Consider the following 13,596-nt stretch of genomic DNA (forward strand, 5'->3'; position numbering starts at 1 on the left):
TATGGAAGAGAGAAACGAAACGTATTTATCCGATTGGTTAGCCCATAAAATCACCGACGAACAATTAAAACAATTGGTTTCAGCGGAAGATTTTACAGCGTTCCAAAACATAAAAGATACTCTTGCCAGTTTTGAAATCAGTAATCCCGATTTGGAACAAAACTTTAGTGCCATAAAGCAAAAGTTAGCTGAGAAGAAACAAACTAAAACGAAAGTCATTCCGCTTTGGCGTTATGCTACTATTGCCGCTAGTTTGCTGATTTTGTTTGGCGTGTACCATTTTTTTATTGCCGAAAATAAAATAGAAACCGGTTTTGGAAACACCGAAAGGATCACCTTAGCCGATAATTCTAAAGTGTCATTAAATGCCAAATCAACGTTGAGCTATTGCAATACTTTCGAATACAAACGAACTTTAGAATTAGAAGGTGAAGCCTTTTTTGAAGTCGAGAAAGGAAGTCCGTTCACGGTAGAAACTTCGCTCGGCGATATTCTCGTTTTGGGAACCAAATTTAACGTAATTGCTATTCAAGATTTCTTCGAAGTCAAATGTTATGAAGGCAAAGTACAAGTTACCCAAAAAGGCAAATCAACTATTTTAACCCATGGCGAAAGTGTGCGTTTTTACAATGGTACTGCCGAAAATTGGGCTGATGAATCTTCGGATAAACCCACTTGGATTTCAGGAGAATCGTCTTTTAAAAATGTCCCGATGCGTTATGTACTCGAACAATTTAAGAACCAATACAATGTAGAAGTCGAGTTTCCGAAAACCATTGAAAACATAAAATTCACAGGAACCTTTACCCATAAAGAGCCAACCGTGGCGTTGCAAACGATTTGTTTGCCGTTGCATTTGAAATTCAGCAAAGACCAAACAGGAAAAATTATCATTTCGGAATGAAAAAAATAGTTTTGTTGGGCTTCTTTTTGTGCTGGATTTCACTTTCTTGGTCACAAAAAAAGGAGTCTTTTATTTATACCAATGCAAAACTCACCAAAGTGCTTTCCGATATCGAGAAAGCTTTTGAGGTTAAATATTCCTATGTCGATTCGTTAGTGGCTTCGCAAAGGATTTCGGTGTCAAAAAGACTTTACACTTTAGCCGAAATCAATACCGAAATCGAAAAGCAATCGACTTTAAAAGTCATCCAAATCAACGAGCGATTTTATTCGATAAATCAAGTGAAAAGTAATGATGATTCGCAGAGAATTTATCATCTGGAGGAAGTCATAGTCGAAGAGTTTTTGGCAAAAGGCATTCAGAAAACCAACCAACATTACATCATTTCACCTCAAAAAGTCCAAACGCTTCCCGGTATTACCGATGCTGATATTTTGCAATCATTGCAACAATTACCGGGTGTCAAAAGTCCGAATGAAACCGCTACCGGATTGTACATTCGCGGCGGTACAGCCGACCAAAATTTGATACTGATGGATGGCATTCGGTTGTATCATCCCGGACATTTATTCGGCATGATTTCGAGTATCAACCCGAATGTGGAGCAAACAGTGAATTATTACAACAAAGCCGTGAATCCTAAATTTGGGGAAAGAGTTTCCGGCATAATCGACATCAAATCGACGGATAAAATTTCGGATAAAACCAAAATCAACGCCGGAATTAATGCCTTGAATGCCGACGTATATCTCCAAACACCGTTGGTTAAAAACAAATTGGGTTTGCAACTTTCCGGACGAAAATCAGTAACGGAATGGTGGCAATCACCTACATTCAATCAGTTGGAAACTAAAGTTTTTCAAAACACCAACTTTGAGGATTTTGACAACAATAATCAATTCAAGTTCCATGATTATTCCGCGAAACTAAATTTTAAACCCAATCATAAAACCGAAATTTCACTTTCCGGCTTAGTCATCAAAAACGATTTAGATTACCAAAATGTCATTGAAACCGACAGCATCAGCAATCAAAAAATGAACATCGAAAACTATGGTTTCAGTCTGAATTGGTCACAAAAATACAGTCCGAAATTCACCCAAAAAACCTTAGTCTTTTATTCGCTTTACAGTTTCGATTACCTTAAAAAACAAGATTACGGCACTGACAAGTTTGAAGCATTTAAAAAATTAAACCGAGTAGTGGATTCGGGTGCTGAATTGAATTTTGGCTACCAAATCAATGAAAAATCTAATCTCGATTTTGGTTACCAAGTCTTTGGAAATGACATTTCACATTTGTTCAATAGTTACAATCAGGACATTGGCGTGGTGTTGAGTTTGAAACATTTGTACAATGTCACTCACGCCGGATATGCGCATTTCAAACATGATTTTGGCAGTTGGAATCTCCAACCCGGTTTGCGCTATAATTTTTACAGCCAAATGAAAGCGTCGAGTTTCGAACCTCGTTTGTTGCTTCAAAAAACCATTTCGAAATCCTTAATTTGGCAGGCTTCATACGAACGCCGGAGCCAGATTTTGAGTCAGGTTCGTGAAAGTGCGACTAATGATTTGAGTTTAGAAAACTACGTTTGGGTACTTTCGGATAACAATGAATATCCGATTCAAAAAGCGAATCAATTTACTTCGGGCATTATTTTTAAAAAGAATAATTGGCTTTTGGATGTCGATGCGTATTATAAAAACATCACGGGAATTACTTCCTTTACGTTAGGTTTTTTAGGCCAAAATGGCAATGAGATCCAGCAAGGAAAAGGTTTTACTAAAGGCGTTGATGTGTTGCTTCAAAAAAGTGCGGCGTCTTGGCGCGCTTGGATAACCTACACTTATCAAGATTCTCAAAACCGGTTTTCGACTTTGAATGAAGGACATTATTTTGCTTCCAATGCTGATATTAAGCACAGTTTTAATTTGGCTTTCAATAAAAAATGGGATAATTTTTTGTTTACCGCCGGTTGGTTTTGGCACAGCGGAAAACCATTCAGCACTATCAATGATTCGGGAGAAATCACTTCTTATAACACGGAAAGATTACCCAATTATCATCGCCTAGATATTTCGGGCAGTTATCAGTTCCAAAATAACAAAGGCAATACTTTTAAAATCGGCGCATCTATTTACAATCTCTACAACCGAAATGCTTTAATCAGCAAGGAATTGGAACGCAACTACGCCAATGTATCCGATTTTATCACACCACGCTATTCCATGCAGGAATATTACTCTTTGGGCATCATGCCGAATGTTTTTTTTAGGTTGAATTTCTAAAAGTTTTCAGTTACAACGATTTAGTTAATTTCTTTCAGTAGCCAATGATGGTAAAAATGTGCCCTGAAAATTGCTGAAAGTATTTTGAAATAAACTAAATGTGAATAAAATTTGGCATTTATTTAGTTAGCACTATTAAAGATACTCCACCAAACATTTTTACTGCAAAATCTTTATTTATTTTGTACAATCCTTTTCTTATTAAATAGAGAATTTTTGAGCCAATTGATTTTCTTCTTTCTTTAAAGTCAAAAAACCATTCTGTGTAAAAGAAATCTATTATTTCAAATCCTGAGTCATTTAAAGTGGCAATAGCAGTATCTTTTGTAAAATAATGTAAATGGGATAGTGTTTTGCGTCTATGCATTATACTGTTTGTCAATAATCCCATAACTGTAATATCTAATGGGATATGAAAAACGGTGTTTTTAGCTTTGTTATTACACAATTTTAAAAAACCCAAATAATCATCAACATGCTCAAAAACATCCATCATAAGTAATAAATCAAAATTCTCGGACGTATATAAAAAATCCTCATGTTTAAAAGTTAATCTTTCTTTCTCTCTTTCCTTTGCAATATTTATGGCATCGCTCGAAATATCAAAGCCTGTTAGATTCACATCATTTGGCATTGATAAATGCAATTGGTTTAATATTTCTCCAGCACCACATCCAATCTCAGCAATAGTCTTTGGATTTAATTCATTTCGCTTTAAAAGTTTAGTAATTTGAGTTGCTTTCCATGCTGAATCTTCCGTATGCCATGTTGGATTATTTTTAAGATATTCACTATTATTATCGGTGTAAATTTTATTTGCCATAAGTATTTAAGGTTAGTTTTATGTGTGAATATTTGTATTATGCCTGCGACCGAGTAAATTTATAATAAATGATTACAAGCACAAAGCAGTTGACACATTTTATTATTTAATATCTTTTAAAAACCTTTTGAATTTCTAAAAGTTTTCAGTTACAACGATTTAGTTAATTTCTTTCCGACAATTGATGTCGAGCGTTTTACCCAAAATAGTAATTTTATAAAAAATCATTTTTTATGAATACTATTCCAAGCGAATTTCAAATCACATCTTTACTAAACCAAGATACTTATTTAGTCAACGGAGAACTAAAAAAATGGATAGGCGAAACCACGCCGGTTTTCTCCACTATATCTTCCACCGCTCATTATTCTCCAACGGTTTTGGGTTCTATTCCTGCCATGGGCGAAGCCGAAGGTAATGAAGTTGTTGATGCAGCTGTTGCGGCTTATAATAACGGACAAGGTTTGTGGCCAACGATGAAAGTTATCGACAGAATCAAATGCATGGAAAATTTTGTCACCCAAATGAAAGCCACGCGCAGCGAAGTCGTGAAATATTTAATGTGGGAAATCGGGAAATCGTTACCCGATTCTGAAAAAGAGTTTGATAGAACTGTAGAATATATTTACGACACGATTGAAGATTATAAAGAATTAGATAGAAACAATGCGCGTTTTACCAAAAGTCAAGGCGTGAATGCGATGGTACGTCGCGGACCGCTTGGGGTGGTGCTTTGTTTGGGACCGTATAATTATCCGCTTAATGAAACTTTTTCGTTACTAATTCCGGCGATTATTATGGGTAATACGGTGATTTTTAAACCGGCTAAACACGGAGTATTGTTGATTTCTCCTTTATTGACAGCGTTTCAAACGAGTTTTCCAAAAGGTGTAATTAACATTGTTTACGGTCGAGGTCGAGATGTAGCTTCACCAATAATGAAATCAGGAAAAGTCGATATTTTGGCACTTATTGGCAACAGTAAATCAGCGATTGCGTTACAAGATTTGCATCCGAATAAAAACCGTTTGCGTTTGATTTTAGGTTTGGAAGCCAAAAACCCGGCGATTATTTTACCGGATGCCGATTTGGATTTGGCGATTCAGGAATGCATTATGGGAACTCTTTCCTTTAATGGCCAACGTTGTACGGCTTTGAAGATTTTGTACGTGCACGAATCCATCGCTGCCGAATTCAACCGAAGATTTGCAGAGAAAGTGGATGCTTTGCCTTTTGGGAATCCATGGGAGAAAGGCGTTTCTTTAACGCCACTTCCGGAAAAAGAAAAACCAAACTATATCCAAGAATTAATCGACGATGCCCAAGACAAAGGCGCGAAAGTCATCAACCAAAAAGGCGGAGAAAGAACCGATAACTACATATTTCCGGCCGTTTTATTTCCGATTAATAAAGAAATGAGAGTTTATCACGAAGAGCAATTTGGTCCGGTAATACCAATCCTGACTTTCAAAGACATACAAGAACCGCTGAATGACATGGCGGAATCGAATTACGGTCAACAAGTGAGTTTGTTTGGCCAAGATATTAAAACCATAGCGCCGCTGATTGATACGTTGGTGAATTTGGTTTGTCGTGTTAACCTAAACAGTTCATGCCAACGCGGACCGGATGTGTATCCGTTTACCGGAAGAAAAGATTCGGCGGTTGGAACTTTGAGTATACACGATGCTTTGCGTTCGTTCTCGATTAGAACTTTTGTAGCTTCAAAAGACAACGCTTATAACAATGCGATTCTGCAGGAATTATTGAATAGCAAAGAATCGAATTTTATCAATACCGATTATATTTTATAAAAAAAGCCCTGAGAAATCAGGGCTTTTTTTTAGTTTTTCTTTTTCAATCTATCCTTAAAAACCTTTTCAAATTTTTCCAGTTTAGGCTGAATCACCATTTGACAATAAGGTTGGTTTTTATTGTTTTCGTAATAGTTTTGGTGATAGTCTTTGGCTTTATAAAACGCTTTAAACGGTTCCAAAGTCGTGACGATTTTATTATTAAAAACTTCTTTGTTCAATTCGGCTATAATGCTTTCGGCGGCTTTCTTTTGTTCTTCGTTTTTATAAAAAATCACCGAACGGTATTGCGTACCCACATCAGCGCCTTGACGGTTTAACGTCGTTGGATCGTGAACGGTAAAGAATACCTGGAAGATTTCATCCAAATTGGTTTTGGTCTTGTCATAAGTAATCTCTACAACTTCAGCGGCACCGGTTGTTCCTGAACAAACTTCTTCATAACTCGGGTTTTCCACTTTTCCGCCCGCAAAACCTGAAACTACTTTTTCTACGCCGGTTAAGTTTTCATAAACCGCTTCCACACACCAATAACATCCGCCACCGATTGTGATGGTTTCGAGATTGCCTTTGTTTTGAGCCAGCGTTCCATCGGGAACAAAATCCAAAGAAACGGCATTCATGCAATAACGTTTGCCCGTTGGTTCCGGACCATCATCAAACAAATGGCCTAAGTGACTGTCACATCTGCCGCACAAAGCTTCAATACGGCGCATGCCATAAGAATTGTCGTCTTTGAAAGTGATGCTGTTTTTGTTGTCTTGCTCAAAAAAGCTCGGCCAACCGCAGCTGCTCACAAATTTTTGATCGGATTTGAATAATTTTAAGCCACAAGCCGCGCAATAATAAGTGCCTTTGGTTTCGCTTTTCCATAGCGTTCCGGTGAAAGCTCTTTCGGTATCCGCTTGACGGGCTACGGCATACAAATCTGGTGGCAATACTTTTTTCCATTGCTCATCGGTTAGAACCAATTTAGAAGTATCGGTATTGGAATAATAAGGGTTTTCGGGTTTTGAAATAACGTTTTCCATAGCAGTGGTTTTTGTTGTTGAATTATTATTTTGTCCACAAGCCGTAGACATAAACAGTGGTGTCAAAATTAAAATGTTAAAAATGGATTTCCTCATAGCAATTGATTTTTAATCTGGTACAAATTTACACCACATATATCAGTTGAAATGTCTAGTAGAATACAAATTGTTGTGATTTAAGGAAAGTTTAACGGTTGTTCTATCAGCATAATTAGTGACGCTGATTTTTTTTCGTATTTTTGAACGATTAATAAAAGCTATGGTCGAAGAAAAAGTAATCTTGGTCAACGAACAAGATGAACCCATCGGTTTGATGAATAAATTGGAAGCACACGAGAAAGCGGTTTTGCACCGTGCTTTTTCGGTTTTTGTGTTGAACAGTAACAATGAAATCATGTTGCAACAACGCGCACACCATAAATACCATTCGCCTTTGTTGTGGACTAATACTTGTTGCAGTCACCAACGCGATGGCGAAACCAATATCCAAGCTGGAAGTCGCCGTTTGTATGAAGAAATGGGTTTTAAAACCGAGTTGAAAGAACTGTTTCATTTTATCTACAAAGCGCCATTCGACAATGGTTTGACCGAACACGAACTCGATCATGTGATGATTGGTTATTACAATGACGAACCTCAAATTAATCCCGAAGAAGTCGAAAGTTGGAAATGGATGTGCATCGAAGCCGTTCGACAAGACATGATTCAAAATCCTGATATTTACACCGTTTGGTTCAAAATCATTTTTGATGAATTCTACCATTATCTCGAAGATCACAAGCTTTAATTAACAACTTATAACATACAACTTACAACCGAATGAAAGTCTCCGTATCCAGAAAAGCCCATTTTAATGCAGCGCACCGATTGTATCGTAAAGATTGGTCGATGGAAAAAAACGATGCGGTCTTTGGGAAATGCAATAATCCTAATTTTCACGGGCACAATTACGAGTTAATCGTTTCAGTTACTGGTGATATTGACCAAGAAACCGGTTTTGTGATTGACGTGAAGATTTTGTCAGATTTAATCAAAGAACATATTGAAAATGCTTTCGACCATAAAAACCTAAACATTGATGTAACTGAGTTCGCTGATTTGAACCCAACTGCTGAAAATATTGCGGTTGTAATTTGGAACAAGCTTAGAAAACATATTGACGCTAACAAGGATTTAGAAGTCGTTTTATACGAAACGCCAAGAAATTTTGTAACCTGTAAAGGCGAATAATGGCATTGCAAGTCGGAGATAAAGTTCCTAATTTTTCTGCCATTGATACCAATGCAAATGTGTTTCAAAGCGACACTGTTGTTGGTAAAAAAGCCTTTGTAATTTATTTTTATCCCAAAGACGATACCCGAGTTTGCACTGAACAAGCCTGTTCTTTTCGTGACCAATACGAAAATTTTAAAGTGTTAGATGCAGAAGTTATTGGTGTGAGTAGCGATTCGGTGAAATCACATCAAAAATTCACAAATCAGTATAAATTACCTTTCATTCTGCTTTCAGATGTTGATAAAAAACTGCGAAGATTATTTGGTGTTCCCAATGATTTATTGGGATTGATTCCGGGCAGGGTGACTTATGTTGTTGATAAAAATGGCATAATTCAGTTGGTCTTTAACAGTATGTCGGGCAAAATTCACATCGAAAAAGCGCTTCAAATTCTCAAAAGAACGTAAGTTTACCAAAAATTAGCGTGATGACATTTTATCCATTACAGTTTGAGCCGATTTTAAAAGAAAGAATTTGGGGTGGAACCAAATTAAAATCCTATTTAAACAAACCTATTACTTCTGAAATTACTGGCGAAAGCTGGGAGATTTCTACTGTGGAAAACGACGTAAGTATTGTAGCTAATGGGGAATTTAAAGGAAAATCATTAAACGAATTGATTGCTGAGTTTCCTGCTGAAATTTTGGGGACCAAAGTGTATCAAGCTTTTGGGAAACAATTTCCGCTACTTTTTAAATACTTAGATGCTCGCGAAGATTTATCGATTCAGTTGCATCCGAATGATGAATTGGCCCAAAAACGCCACAATTCTTTTGGAAAAACAGAAATGTGGTATGTAATGCAAGCCGATGCCGATGCAAGACTCATAGTCGGTTTCAAAGAAAAATCTACTCCTGAAGAGTTTATTAAGCATTTAGAAAACAAAACTTTATTGGACATTCTTGACAGCAAAAAAGTCAAACCCGGAGATGTCTTTATGCTCAACACGGGAACAATTCATGCCTTGGGTGCCGGAATATTGATAGCAGAAATTCAGCAAACTTCTGATATAACGTATCGTGTTTATGATTTTGATAGGGTAGATGCTAATGGAAATACACGAGACTTGCATATAGATTTGGCTTTAGAAGCTTTGAATTACAATAAAGTTGAAGCCCAGCATTTTTACGAAAAGAAAGAGAATGTTTCTAATGAAGTAATTAACTGTCAATACTTCACGACTCATTTTATTCCGCTAAACGGAAACTTTAAAGTAAACAAAAATAATGATTCGTTCACGGTTTATATGTGTGTTGAAGGTCGTTTTGAATTGGTTTATAACGGAAAAACACACGCTTATCAAAAAGGCGATACGGTTTTAATTCCGGCTTCATTGACTGATTTTCAATTGAGTGGACAAGCTTCAATCTTAGAAATTTATATTTCGTAGTTTGTATTCTAAAGATTTAGTGTAATTTTGCGCCAAATTTAAAATTTACAAGAAAATGGGAAGTGTTAAGAATTTAAAAAAAGACATCAATTTTGTTTTAGGCGATATCATTGAAGCGGTTTACATCTATGAGATGACAACTTCAGGAAAACCATCTGACAAAACAAACGCTATCATTGATGAAGCAATTGCGTCTTTTGACGGTTTAATCACAAAAGTGAACGCAAAGAAAGTGGAAAATAAAAAAGCACATTTCAAACAAATCAACACCGAATTAGAACAAGTTGCAAATCAATTGGTTGAAAAAATCAACGCTTTGTAGACTAAAAAAACAATAAAAAAGTGCTGAAATATTTTGGAGAATTAAATTTCACTTCTATATTTGCACTCGTATTGAGTTGCCAGCATAGCTCAGTTGGCTAGAGCAGCTGATTTGTAATCAGCAGGTCGTGGGTTCGAGTCCCTCTGCCGGCTCAATAAAAAGGAAAGTGAAAGCTTTCCTTTTTTTATGGAGTAAAGTGGACGAGAAGTTTATCCCGATTTTTATCGGGAAGTCTCTCTGCCGGCTCAATAAGAAAACCATCACTGAAAAGTGGTGGTTTTTTGTTTTTAGAATATCTCCATTAAAAACAATTCCAATTCTATATCTTTGTCGGCTTTTTAAAAATGAAATTATGTTGGGTAACAAAGTCCTTAAAGGGGTTTTCTTAGTTGGATTAGGCGCTACGAGCTACGGCATGTTGGCAACTTTCGTGAAATTGGCTTATGATGAGAATTACACTACTGCTGAAGTAACCACTTCTCAGTTTGTATTGGGAATTCTGGGTTTACTTTTGATTAATCTTTTTCAAAAAAACAAAAAGAAAGGAACCGTAATCAAAGCTTCCGGTAAAAATATTTTTCAATTGATGCTGGCCGGAACTTCTCTGGGAATGACTAGTGTTTTCTACTATTTGGCCGTAAAATATATACCAGTTTCTATTGGGATAGTGTTGCTCATGCAAACGGTTTGGATGGGTGTTTTACTCGAATGGTTTTTAGACAAAAAAGCACCTTCTTTGCAAAAAATACTTTCAGTGGTTATTGTTTTATTCGGTACCGCTTTGGCCACTAATTTGATGAATTCCTCCATTGAATTGGATTGGAGAGGTATGATGTGGGGTTTATTGGCAGCAGCTTCTTTTACGACGACTATGTTTACTGCCAACCGAATTGCTGTAGGGATTTCAACCTCGCAAAGGAGTTTGTACATGTTGCTTGGTGGCGCTGTGATTGTTTTTGGTTTTGCCCTTTTTACGCAAACTACACCTTTTAATTTTGCCATTTTTGCCAAATGGGGCATTATCTTGGCGTTATTCGGAACTATTATTCCACCTATGTTGATGAATTCGGGTTTTCCGCATACAGGCATTGGTTTGGGAAGTATAGTGTCTTCTTTGGAATTACCGGTATCCGTTTTGATGGCTTATGTTATTCTGAATGAAAGCGTAGTTTTGTCGCAATGGATTGGCATATTGTTGATAATTTTGGCCATAGTTATTATGAATATTAGTCTCAAGAAAGCAAAAGCTAATTAATTGGCTGTTAATAAGTTTGTTTTTCTTTAAATATCTTTCTTACTTTTTTTCATAATTTTAGTAGACTAACCAATCTCGCATTTTCGGGATTTAAATACTAAACTTATGAGAAAACTATTCGCAGAATTTTTCGGAACCTATTGGCTCGTTTTTGGCGGTTGCGGTAGCGCTTTGTTTGCTGCAGGAATCCCCGATTTGGGTATTGGCTTTGCCGGTGTTTCTTTGGCTTTTGGATTGACAGTTTTGACGATGGCTTATGCTGTTGGACATATTTCGGGCGGACATTTTAATCCGGCAGTTTCTTTCGGACTTTGGGCCGGCGGTCGTTTTTCGGGTAAAGAGTTGATGCCTTATATCGTTTCGCAATGTTTAGGCGGAATTGCAGCAGCCGGAACTTTAGTGTTTATTCTCTCCGGAAAAGAAGGATTTGCGATTGACAATACCAAAGCCGGTGCGTTTGCCACCAATGGTTATGGTGCTTTTTCTCCTGATGGTTATTCGATGGGTTCGGCTTTTGTAGCGGAATTTATTTTGACTATGTTTTTTGTACTCGTTATTGTTGGAGCCACAGACAAACTGGCCAATGGTAAATTTGCCGGTGTAGCCATAGGTTTAGCACTAACGCTAATTCATTTAATCAGTATTCCAATTACCAATACTTCCGTGAATCCTGCGCGTTCTACTTCACAAGCGATTTTTGCTCAAGGAGAATCTTTGTTTCAATTGTGGTTGTTTTGGGTTGCCCCAATTGCCGGTGCATTAGTGGGCGGATTTATCTATAAATTGTTTTTAGACAAAAAAGAAGATTTATAATTTTAACATAGCTTAGAATTTGTAAAGAGAAAAGGATGAAATTATTTGTTCTTTTCTCTTTATTTTTGTGGAATGAACTCGCTTTTCCCTAAAGAAAAAATTATTTTCAATCTCCCCGATGCTGAAATCGAATATTATCCGAATTTCTTTGATACGGTTCGAGCCAATGAACTTTTCGAGAAGTTAAAAATCGAAGTTCCTTGGCAACAAGACAACATCACCGTTTTTGGCAAAACCCATCCGCAACCTCGATTGACCGCACTTTTTGGTAATGAAGGCAAGCCTTATGGGTATTCCAATATCATTATGCAACCGCATCATTGGAATCCGTTATTAATGTTTATTAAGGATGAAATTGAAACCATTTGCCAAGAAAATTTCACTACGGTTTTGCTCAATTATTACCGAGATGGCAAAGACAGCAACGGTTGGCATGCCGATAATGAAAAAGAATTAGGTCGAAATCCCATCATCGCTTCAGTAAGTTTTGGTGCCGAAAGGAGTTTTCATTTGCAACACAATACAATCAAAGAACAAAAACTCAAAATCAATTTGGAGCACGGAAGTTTGTTAATCATGAAAGGTACAACGCAGCATTTTTGGAAACACCAAATTCCAAAAACAGCCAAAGATATTGGTCCTCGAATCAATCTCACTTTTCGCATTATCAAGTAATTCCCAATTTTGTTATATTTGAAATAAAAACAATTCGATGAACGATATCATTCAATATTTCGAAAGTATTCCATCTTCGCACAGAGCATTGATTTTAGCTGGTGGAATCACTATATTTTGGTTAATTGAATCGGCAGTTCCGTTTGTGAAATTTGGTTATAACAAAGTTCAGCACGCCGGAATCAATCTCTTTTTTACGCTTACAACAATCATAATCAATTTTTGTTTGGCTGTCATTTTAGTCAGCACCGCACAATGGACAGTTGACAATCATTTCGGGTTGCTGAATTGGTTGCCTCCGATGAATGGTTGGCTCTTTGCCTTTATTGGCTTGCTGCTTTTGGATTTTATTGGTGCTTATTTGGCGCATTTAGTAGAGCATAAAGTCAAGTTTTTGTGGCGATTTCACTTGATCCATCACACGGATACTTGGATTGATACGACCTCGGGAAACCGTCATCATCCCGGCGAAAGCGTAATCCGTTTTGTTTTTACCACTTTGGGTGTTTTGATTGTGGGTAGCCCAATGTGGATGGTTTTTTTGTACCAAACTTTATCGGTTGTCGCAACGCAATTTACCCATGCCAATATCGCTTTGCCAAAACAATTGGATAAAGTGATGAGTTATTTTTTGGTTTCTCCCGACATGCATAAAGTACACCATCATTACGTTTTGCCTTATACTGATAGTAATTACGGGAATATTTTTTCGGTTTGGGATCGACTTTTCGGAACGTTCCAAGCCTTAGACAGAGAAAAGATTGTTTATGGCGTTGACACCCACATGAAACACGAAGAACACAACGATTTGAAGAATTTGTTGTCCATTCCGTTTCAAAAAACCCGTTCTCCAAAAACAGATGCGTAAAAAAACAGTGGGCTGATTAAAAACTAATTATTTTTTTTATTAATATTGAATTGGAAATTATTCAGTTGAAATCTATTTTAAAATAATGCTTTTACAGAAATGAAAAAAAGTAAGCTTGCAGACTTTGACAACGAG

Annotated in this window: 14 protein-coding genes and 1 tRNA gene; 13 read left to right on the top strand and 2 right to left on the bottom strand. The window is 36.8% G+C overall.

Going from position 1 to position 13,596, the window contains the following annotated elements:
• Position 1: 1 nt before the first annotated feature.
• Both ACK4HO_RS10410 and ACK4HO_RS10415 read left to right on the top strand, forming a co-directional pair.
• Positions 2 to 904 carry a FecR domain-containing protein gene (locus tag ACK4HO_RS10410; RefSeq protein WP_409665571.1) on the top strand — a complete coding sequence of 301 codons (903 nt, stop codon included), beginning with the start codon at positions 2 to 4 and terminating at the stop codon, positions 902 to 904.
• Positions 901 to 3,195, top strand: coding sequence for a TonB-dependent receptor plug domain-containing protein (locus ACK4HO_RS10415; protein WP_409665573.1), 2,295 nt, complete (start codon positions 901 to 903; stop codon positions 3,193 to 3,195). Before ACK4HO_RS10410 ends, ACK4HO_RS10415 begins: the two co-directional genes overlap by 4 nt.
• 118 nt (positions 3,196 to 3,313) lie before the next feature.
• On the opposite strand, the gene ACK4HO_RS10420 is transcribed toward ACK4HO_RS10415, so the two are convergent.
• On the bottom strand, positions 3,314 to 4,018 hold the full coding sequence (locus ACK4HO_RS10420) for a class I SAM-dependent methyltransferase (RefSeq protein WP_409665575.1): 705 nt from the start codon (positions 4,016 to 4,018) through the stop codon (positions 3,314 to 3,316).
• 233 nt (positions 4,019 to 4,251) lie between these two features.
• On the opposite strand from ACK4HO_RS10420, the gene ACK4HO_RS10425 reads away from it, so the two are divergent.
• Positions 4,252 to 5,832 carry an NADP-dependent glyceraldehyde-3-phosphate dehydrogenase gene (locus tag ACK4HO_RS10425; protein WP_409665577.1) on the top strand — a complete coding sequence of 527 codons (1,581 nt, stop codon included), beginning with the start codon at positions 4,252 to 4,254 and terminating at the stop codon, positions 5,830 to 5,832.
• Between the two features lie 29 nt (positions 5,833 to 5,861).
• Here the strand turns inward: ACK4HO_RS10425 and ACK4HO_RS10430 are convergent, their stop codons facing one another.
• Positions 5,862 to 6,914, bottom strand: coding sequence for a bifunctional methionine sulfoxide reductase B/A protein (locus tag ACK4HO_RS10430; protein ID WP_409665597.1), 1,053 nt, complete (start codon positions 6,912 to 6,914; stop codon positions 5,862 to 5,864).
• Between the two features lie 208 nt (positions 6,915 to 7,122).
• Here ACK4HO_RS10430 and idi point away from each other — a divergent pair, with 208 nt between their 5' ends.
• The 10 genes from idi (at position 7,123) to ACK4HO_RS10480 (ending at position 13,461) form a co-directional block, all read left to right on the top strand.
• Positions 7,123 to 7,650: an isopentenyl-diphosphate Delta-isomerase gene (gene idi / locus ACK4HO_RS10435; protein WP_409665579.1), complete on the top strand. Its 528-nt coding sequence runs from the start codon at positions 7,123 to 7,125 to the stop codon at positions 7,648 to 7,650.
• Between the two features lie 32 nt (positions 7,651 to 7,682).
• Positions 7,683 to 8,093, top strand: a complete 411-nt coding sequence (locus ACK4HO_RS10440) for a 6-pyruvoyl trahydropterin synthase family protein (protein ID WP_409665581.1) — start codon at positions 7,683 to 7,685, stop codon at positions 8,091 to 8,093.
• Positions 8,093 to 8,545, top strand: a complete 453-nt coding sequence (locus ACK4HO_RS10445) for a peroxiredoxin (protein WP_409665583.1) — start codon at positions 8,093 to 8,095, stop codon at positions 8,543 to 8,545. Before ACK4HO_RS10440 ends, ACK4HO_RS10445 begins: the two co-directional genes overlap by 1 nt.
• Positions 8,546 to 8,565: 20 nt before the next feature.
• On the top strand, positions 8,566 to 9,528 hold the full coding sequence (locus tag ACK4HO_RS10450) for a type I phosphomannose isomerase catalytic subunit (protein ID WP_409665585.1): 963 nt from the start codon (positions 8,566 to 8,568) through the stop codon (positions 9,526 to 9,528).
• 55 nt (positions 9,529 to 9,583) lie between these two features.
• Entirely contained in the window at positions 9,584 to 9,850 is a 267-nt protein-coding gene (locus ACK4HO_RS10455) for a hypothetical protein (RefSeq protein ID WP_409665587.1), read from the top strand.
• A gap of 78 nt (positions 9,851 to 9,928) precedes the next feature.
• A tRNA-Thr gene (locus ACK4HO_RS10460) sits at positions 9,929 to 10,002 on the top strand.
• A gap of 200 nt (positions 10,003 to 10,202) precedes the next feature.
• Positions 10,203 to 11,105, top strand: a complete 903-nt coding sequence (locus ACK4HO_RS10465; RefSeq protein ID WP_409665588.1) for an EamA family transporter — start codon at positions 10,203 to 10,205, stop codon at positions 11,103 to 11,105.
• A 105-nt stretch (positions 11,106 to 11,210) separates the two neighbouring features.
• Positions 11,211 to 11,918, top strand: coding sequence for an aquaporin Z (aqpZ, locus tag ACK4HO_RS10470; RefSeq protein WP_409665589.1), 708 nt, complete (start codon positions 11,211 to 11,213; stop codon positions 11,916 to 11,918).
• 72 nt (positions 11,919 to 11,990) lie between these two features.
• Positions 11,991 to 12,593, top strand: a complete 603-nt coding sequence (locus ACK4HO_RS10475) for an alpha-ketoglutarate-dependent dioxygenase AlkB family protein (protein WP_409665591.1) — start codon at positions 11,991 to 11,993, stop codon at positions 12,591 to 12,593.
• Between the two features lie 37 nt (positions 12,594 to 12,630).
• Positions 12,631 to 13,461, top strand: a complete 831-nt coding sequence (locus ACK4HO_RS10480; RefSeq protein WP_409665593.1) for a sterol desaturase family protein — start codon at positions 12,631 to 12,633, stop codon at positions 13,459 to 13,461.
• Positions 13,462 to 13,596: the final 135 nt, after the last annotated feature.

The sequence above is a fragment of the Flavobacterium sp. genome, from assembly GCF_046296355.1.
GTDB lineage: Bacteria > Bacteroidota > Bacteroidia > Flavobacteriales > Flavobacteriaceae > Flavobacterium.

Coding starts and splice junctions, on each gene's coding strand:
- idi (WP_409665579.1), top strand. CDS start 7,123: ATGGTCGAAGAAAAAGTAATCTTGGTCAACGAACAAGATGAACCCATC.
- ACK4HO_RS10415 (WP_409665573.1), top strand. CDS start 901: ATGAAAAAAATAGTTTTGTTGGGCTTCTTTTTGTGCTGGATTTCACTT.
- ACK4HO_RS10450 (WP_409665585.1), top strand. CDS start 8,566: ATGACATTTTATCCATTACAGTTTGAGCCGATTTTAAAAGAAAGAATT.
- ACK4HO_RS10445 (WP_409665583.1), top strand. CDS start 8,093: ATGGCATTGCAAGTCGGAGATAAAGTTCCTAATTTTTCTGCCATTGAT.
- ACK4HO_RS10465 (WP_409665588.1), top strand. CDS start 10,203: ATGTTGGGTAACAAAGTCCTTAAAGGGGTTTTCTTAGTTGGATTAGGC.
- ACK4HO_RS10420 (WP_409665575.1), bottom strand. CDS start 4,018: ATGGCAAATAAAATTTACACCGATAATAATAGTGAATATCTTAAAAAT.
- ACK4HO_RS10480 (WP_409665593.1), top strand. CDS start 12,631: ATGAACGATATCATTCAATATTTCGAAAGTATTCCATCTTCGCACAGA.
- ACK4HO_RS10475 (WP_409665591.1), top strand. CDS start 11,991: ATGAACTCGCTTTTCCCTAAAGAAAAAATTATTTTCAATCTCCCCGAT.
- ACK4HO_RS10410 (WP_409665571.1), top strand. CDS start 2: ATGGAAGAGAGAAACGAAACGTATTTATCCGATTGGTTAGCCCATAAA.
- ACK4HO_RS10425 (WP_409665577.1), top strand. CDS start 4,252: ATGAATACTATTCCAAGCGAATTTCAAATCACATCTTTACTAAACCAA.
- ACK4HO_RS10440 (WP_409665581.1), top strand. CDS start 7,683: ATGAAAGTCTCCGTATCCAGAAAAGCCCATTTTAATGCAGCGCACCGA.
- aqpZ (WP_409665589.1), top strand. CDS start 11,211: ATGAGAAAACTATTCGCAGAATTTTTCGGAACCTATTGGCTCGTTTTT.
- ACK4HO_RS10455 (WP_409665587.1), top strand. CDS start 9,584: ATGGGAAGTGTTAAGAATTTAAAAAAAGACATCAATTTTGTTTTAGGC.
- ACK4HO_RS10430 (WP_409665597.1), bottom strand. CDS start 6,914: ATGTCTACGGCTTGTGGACAAAATAATAATTCAACAACAAAAACCACT.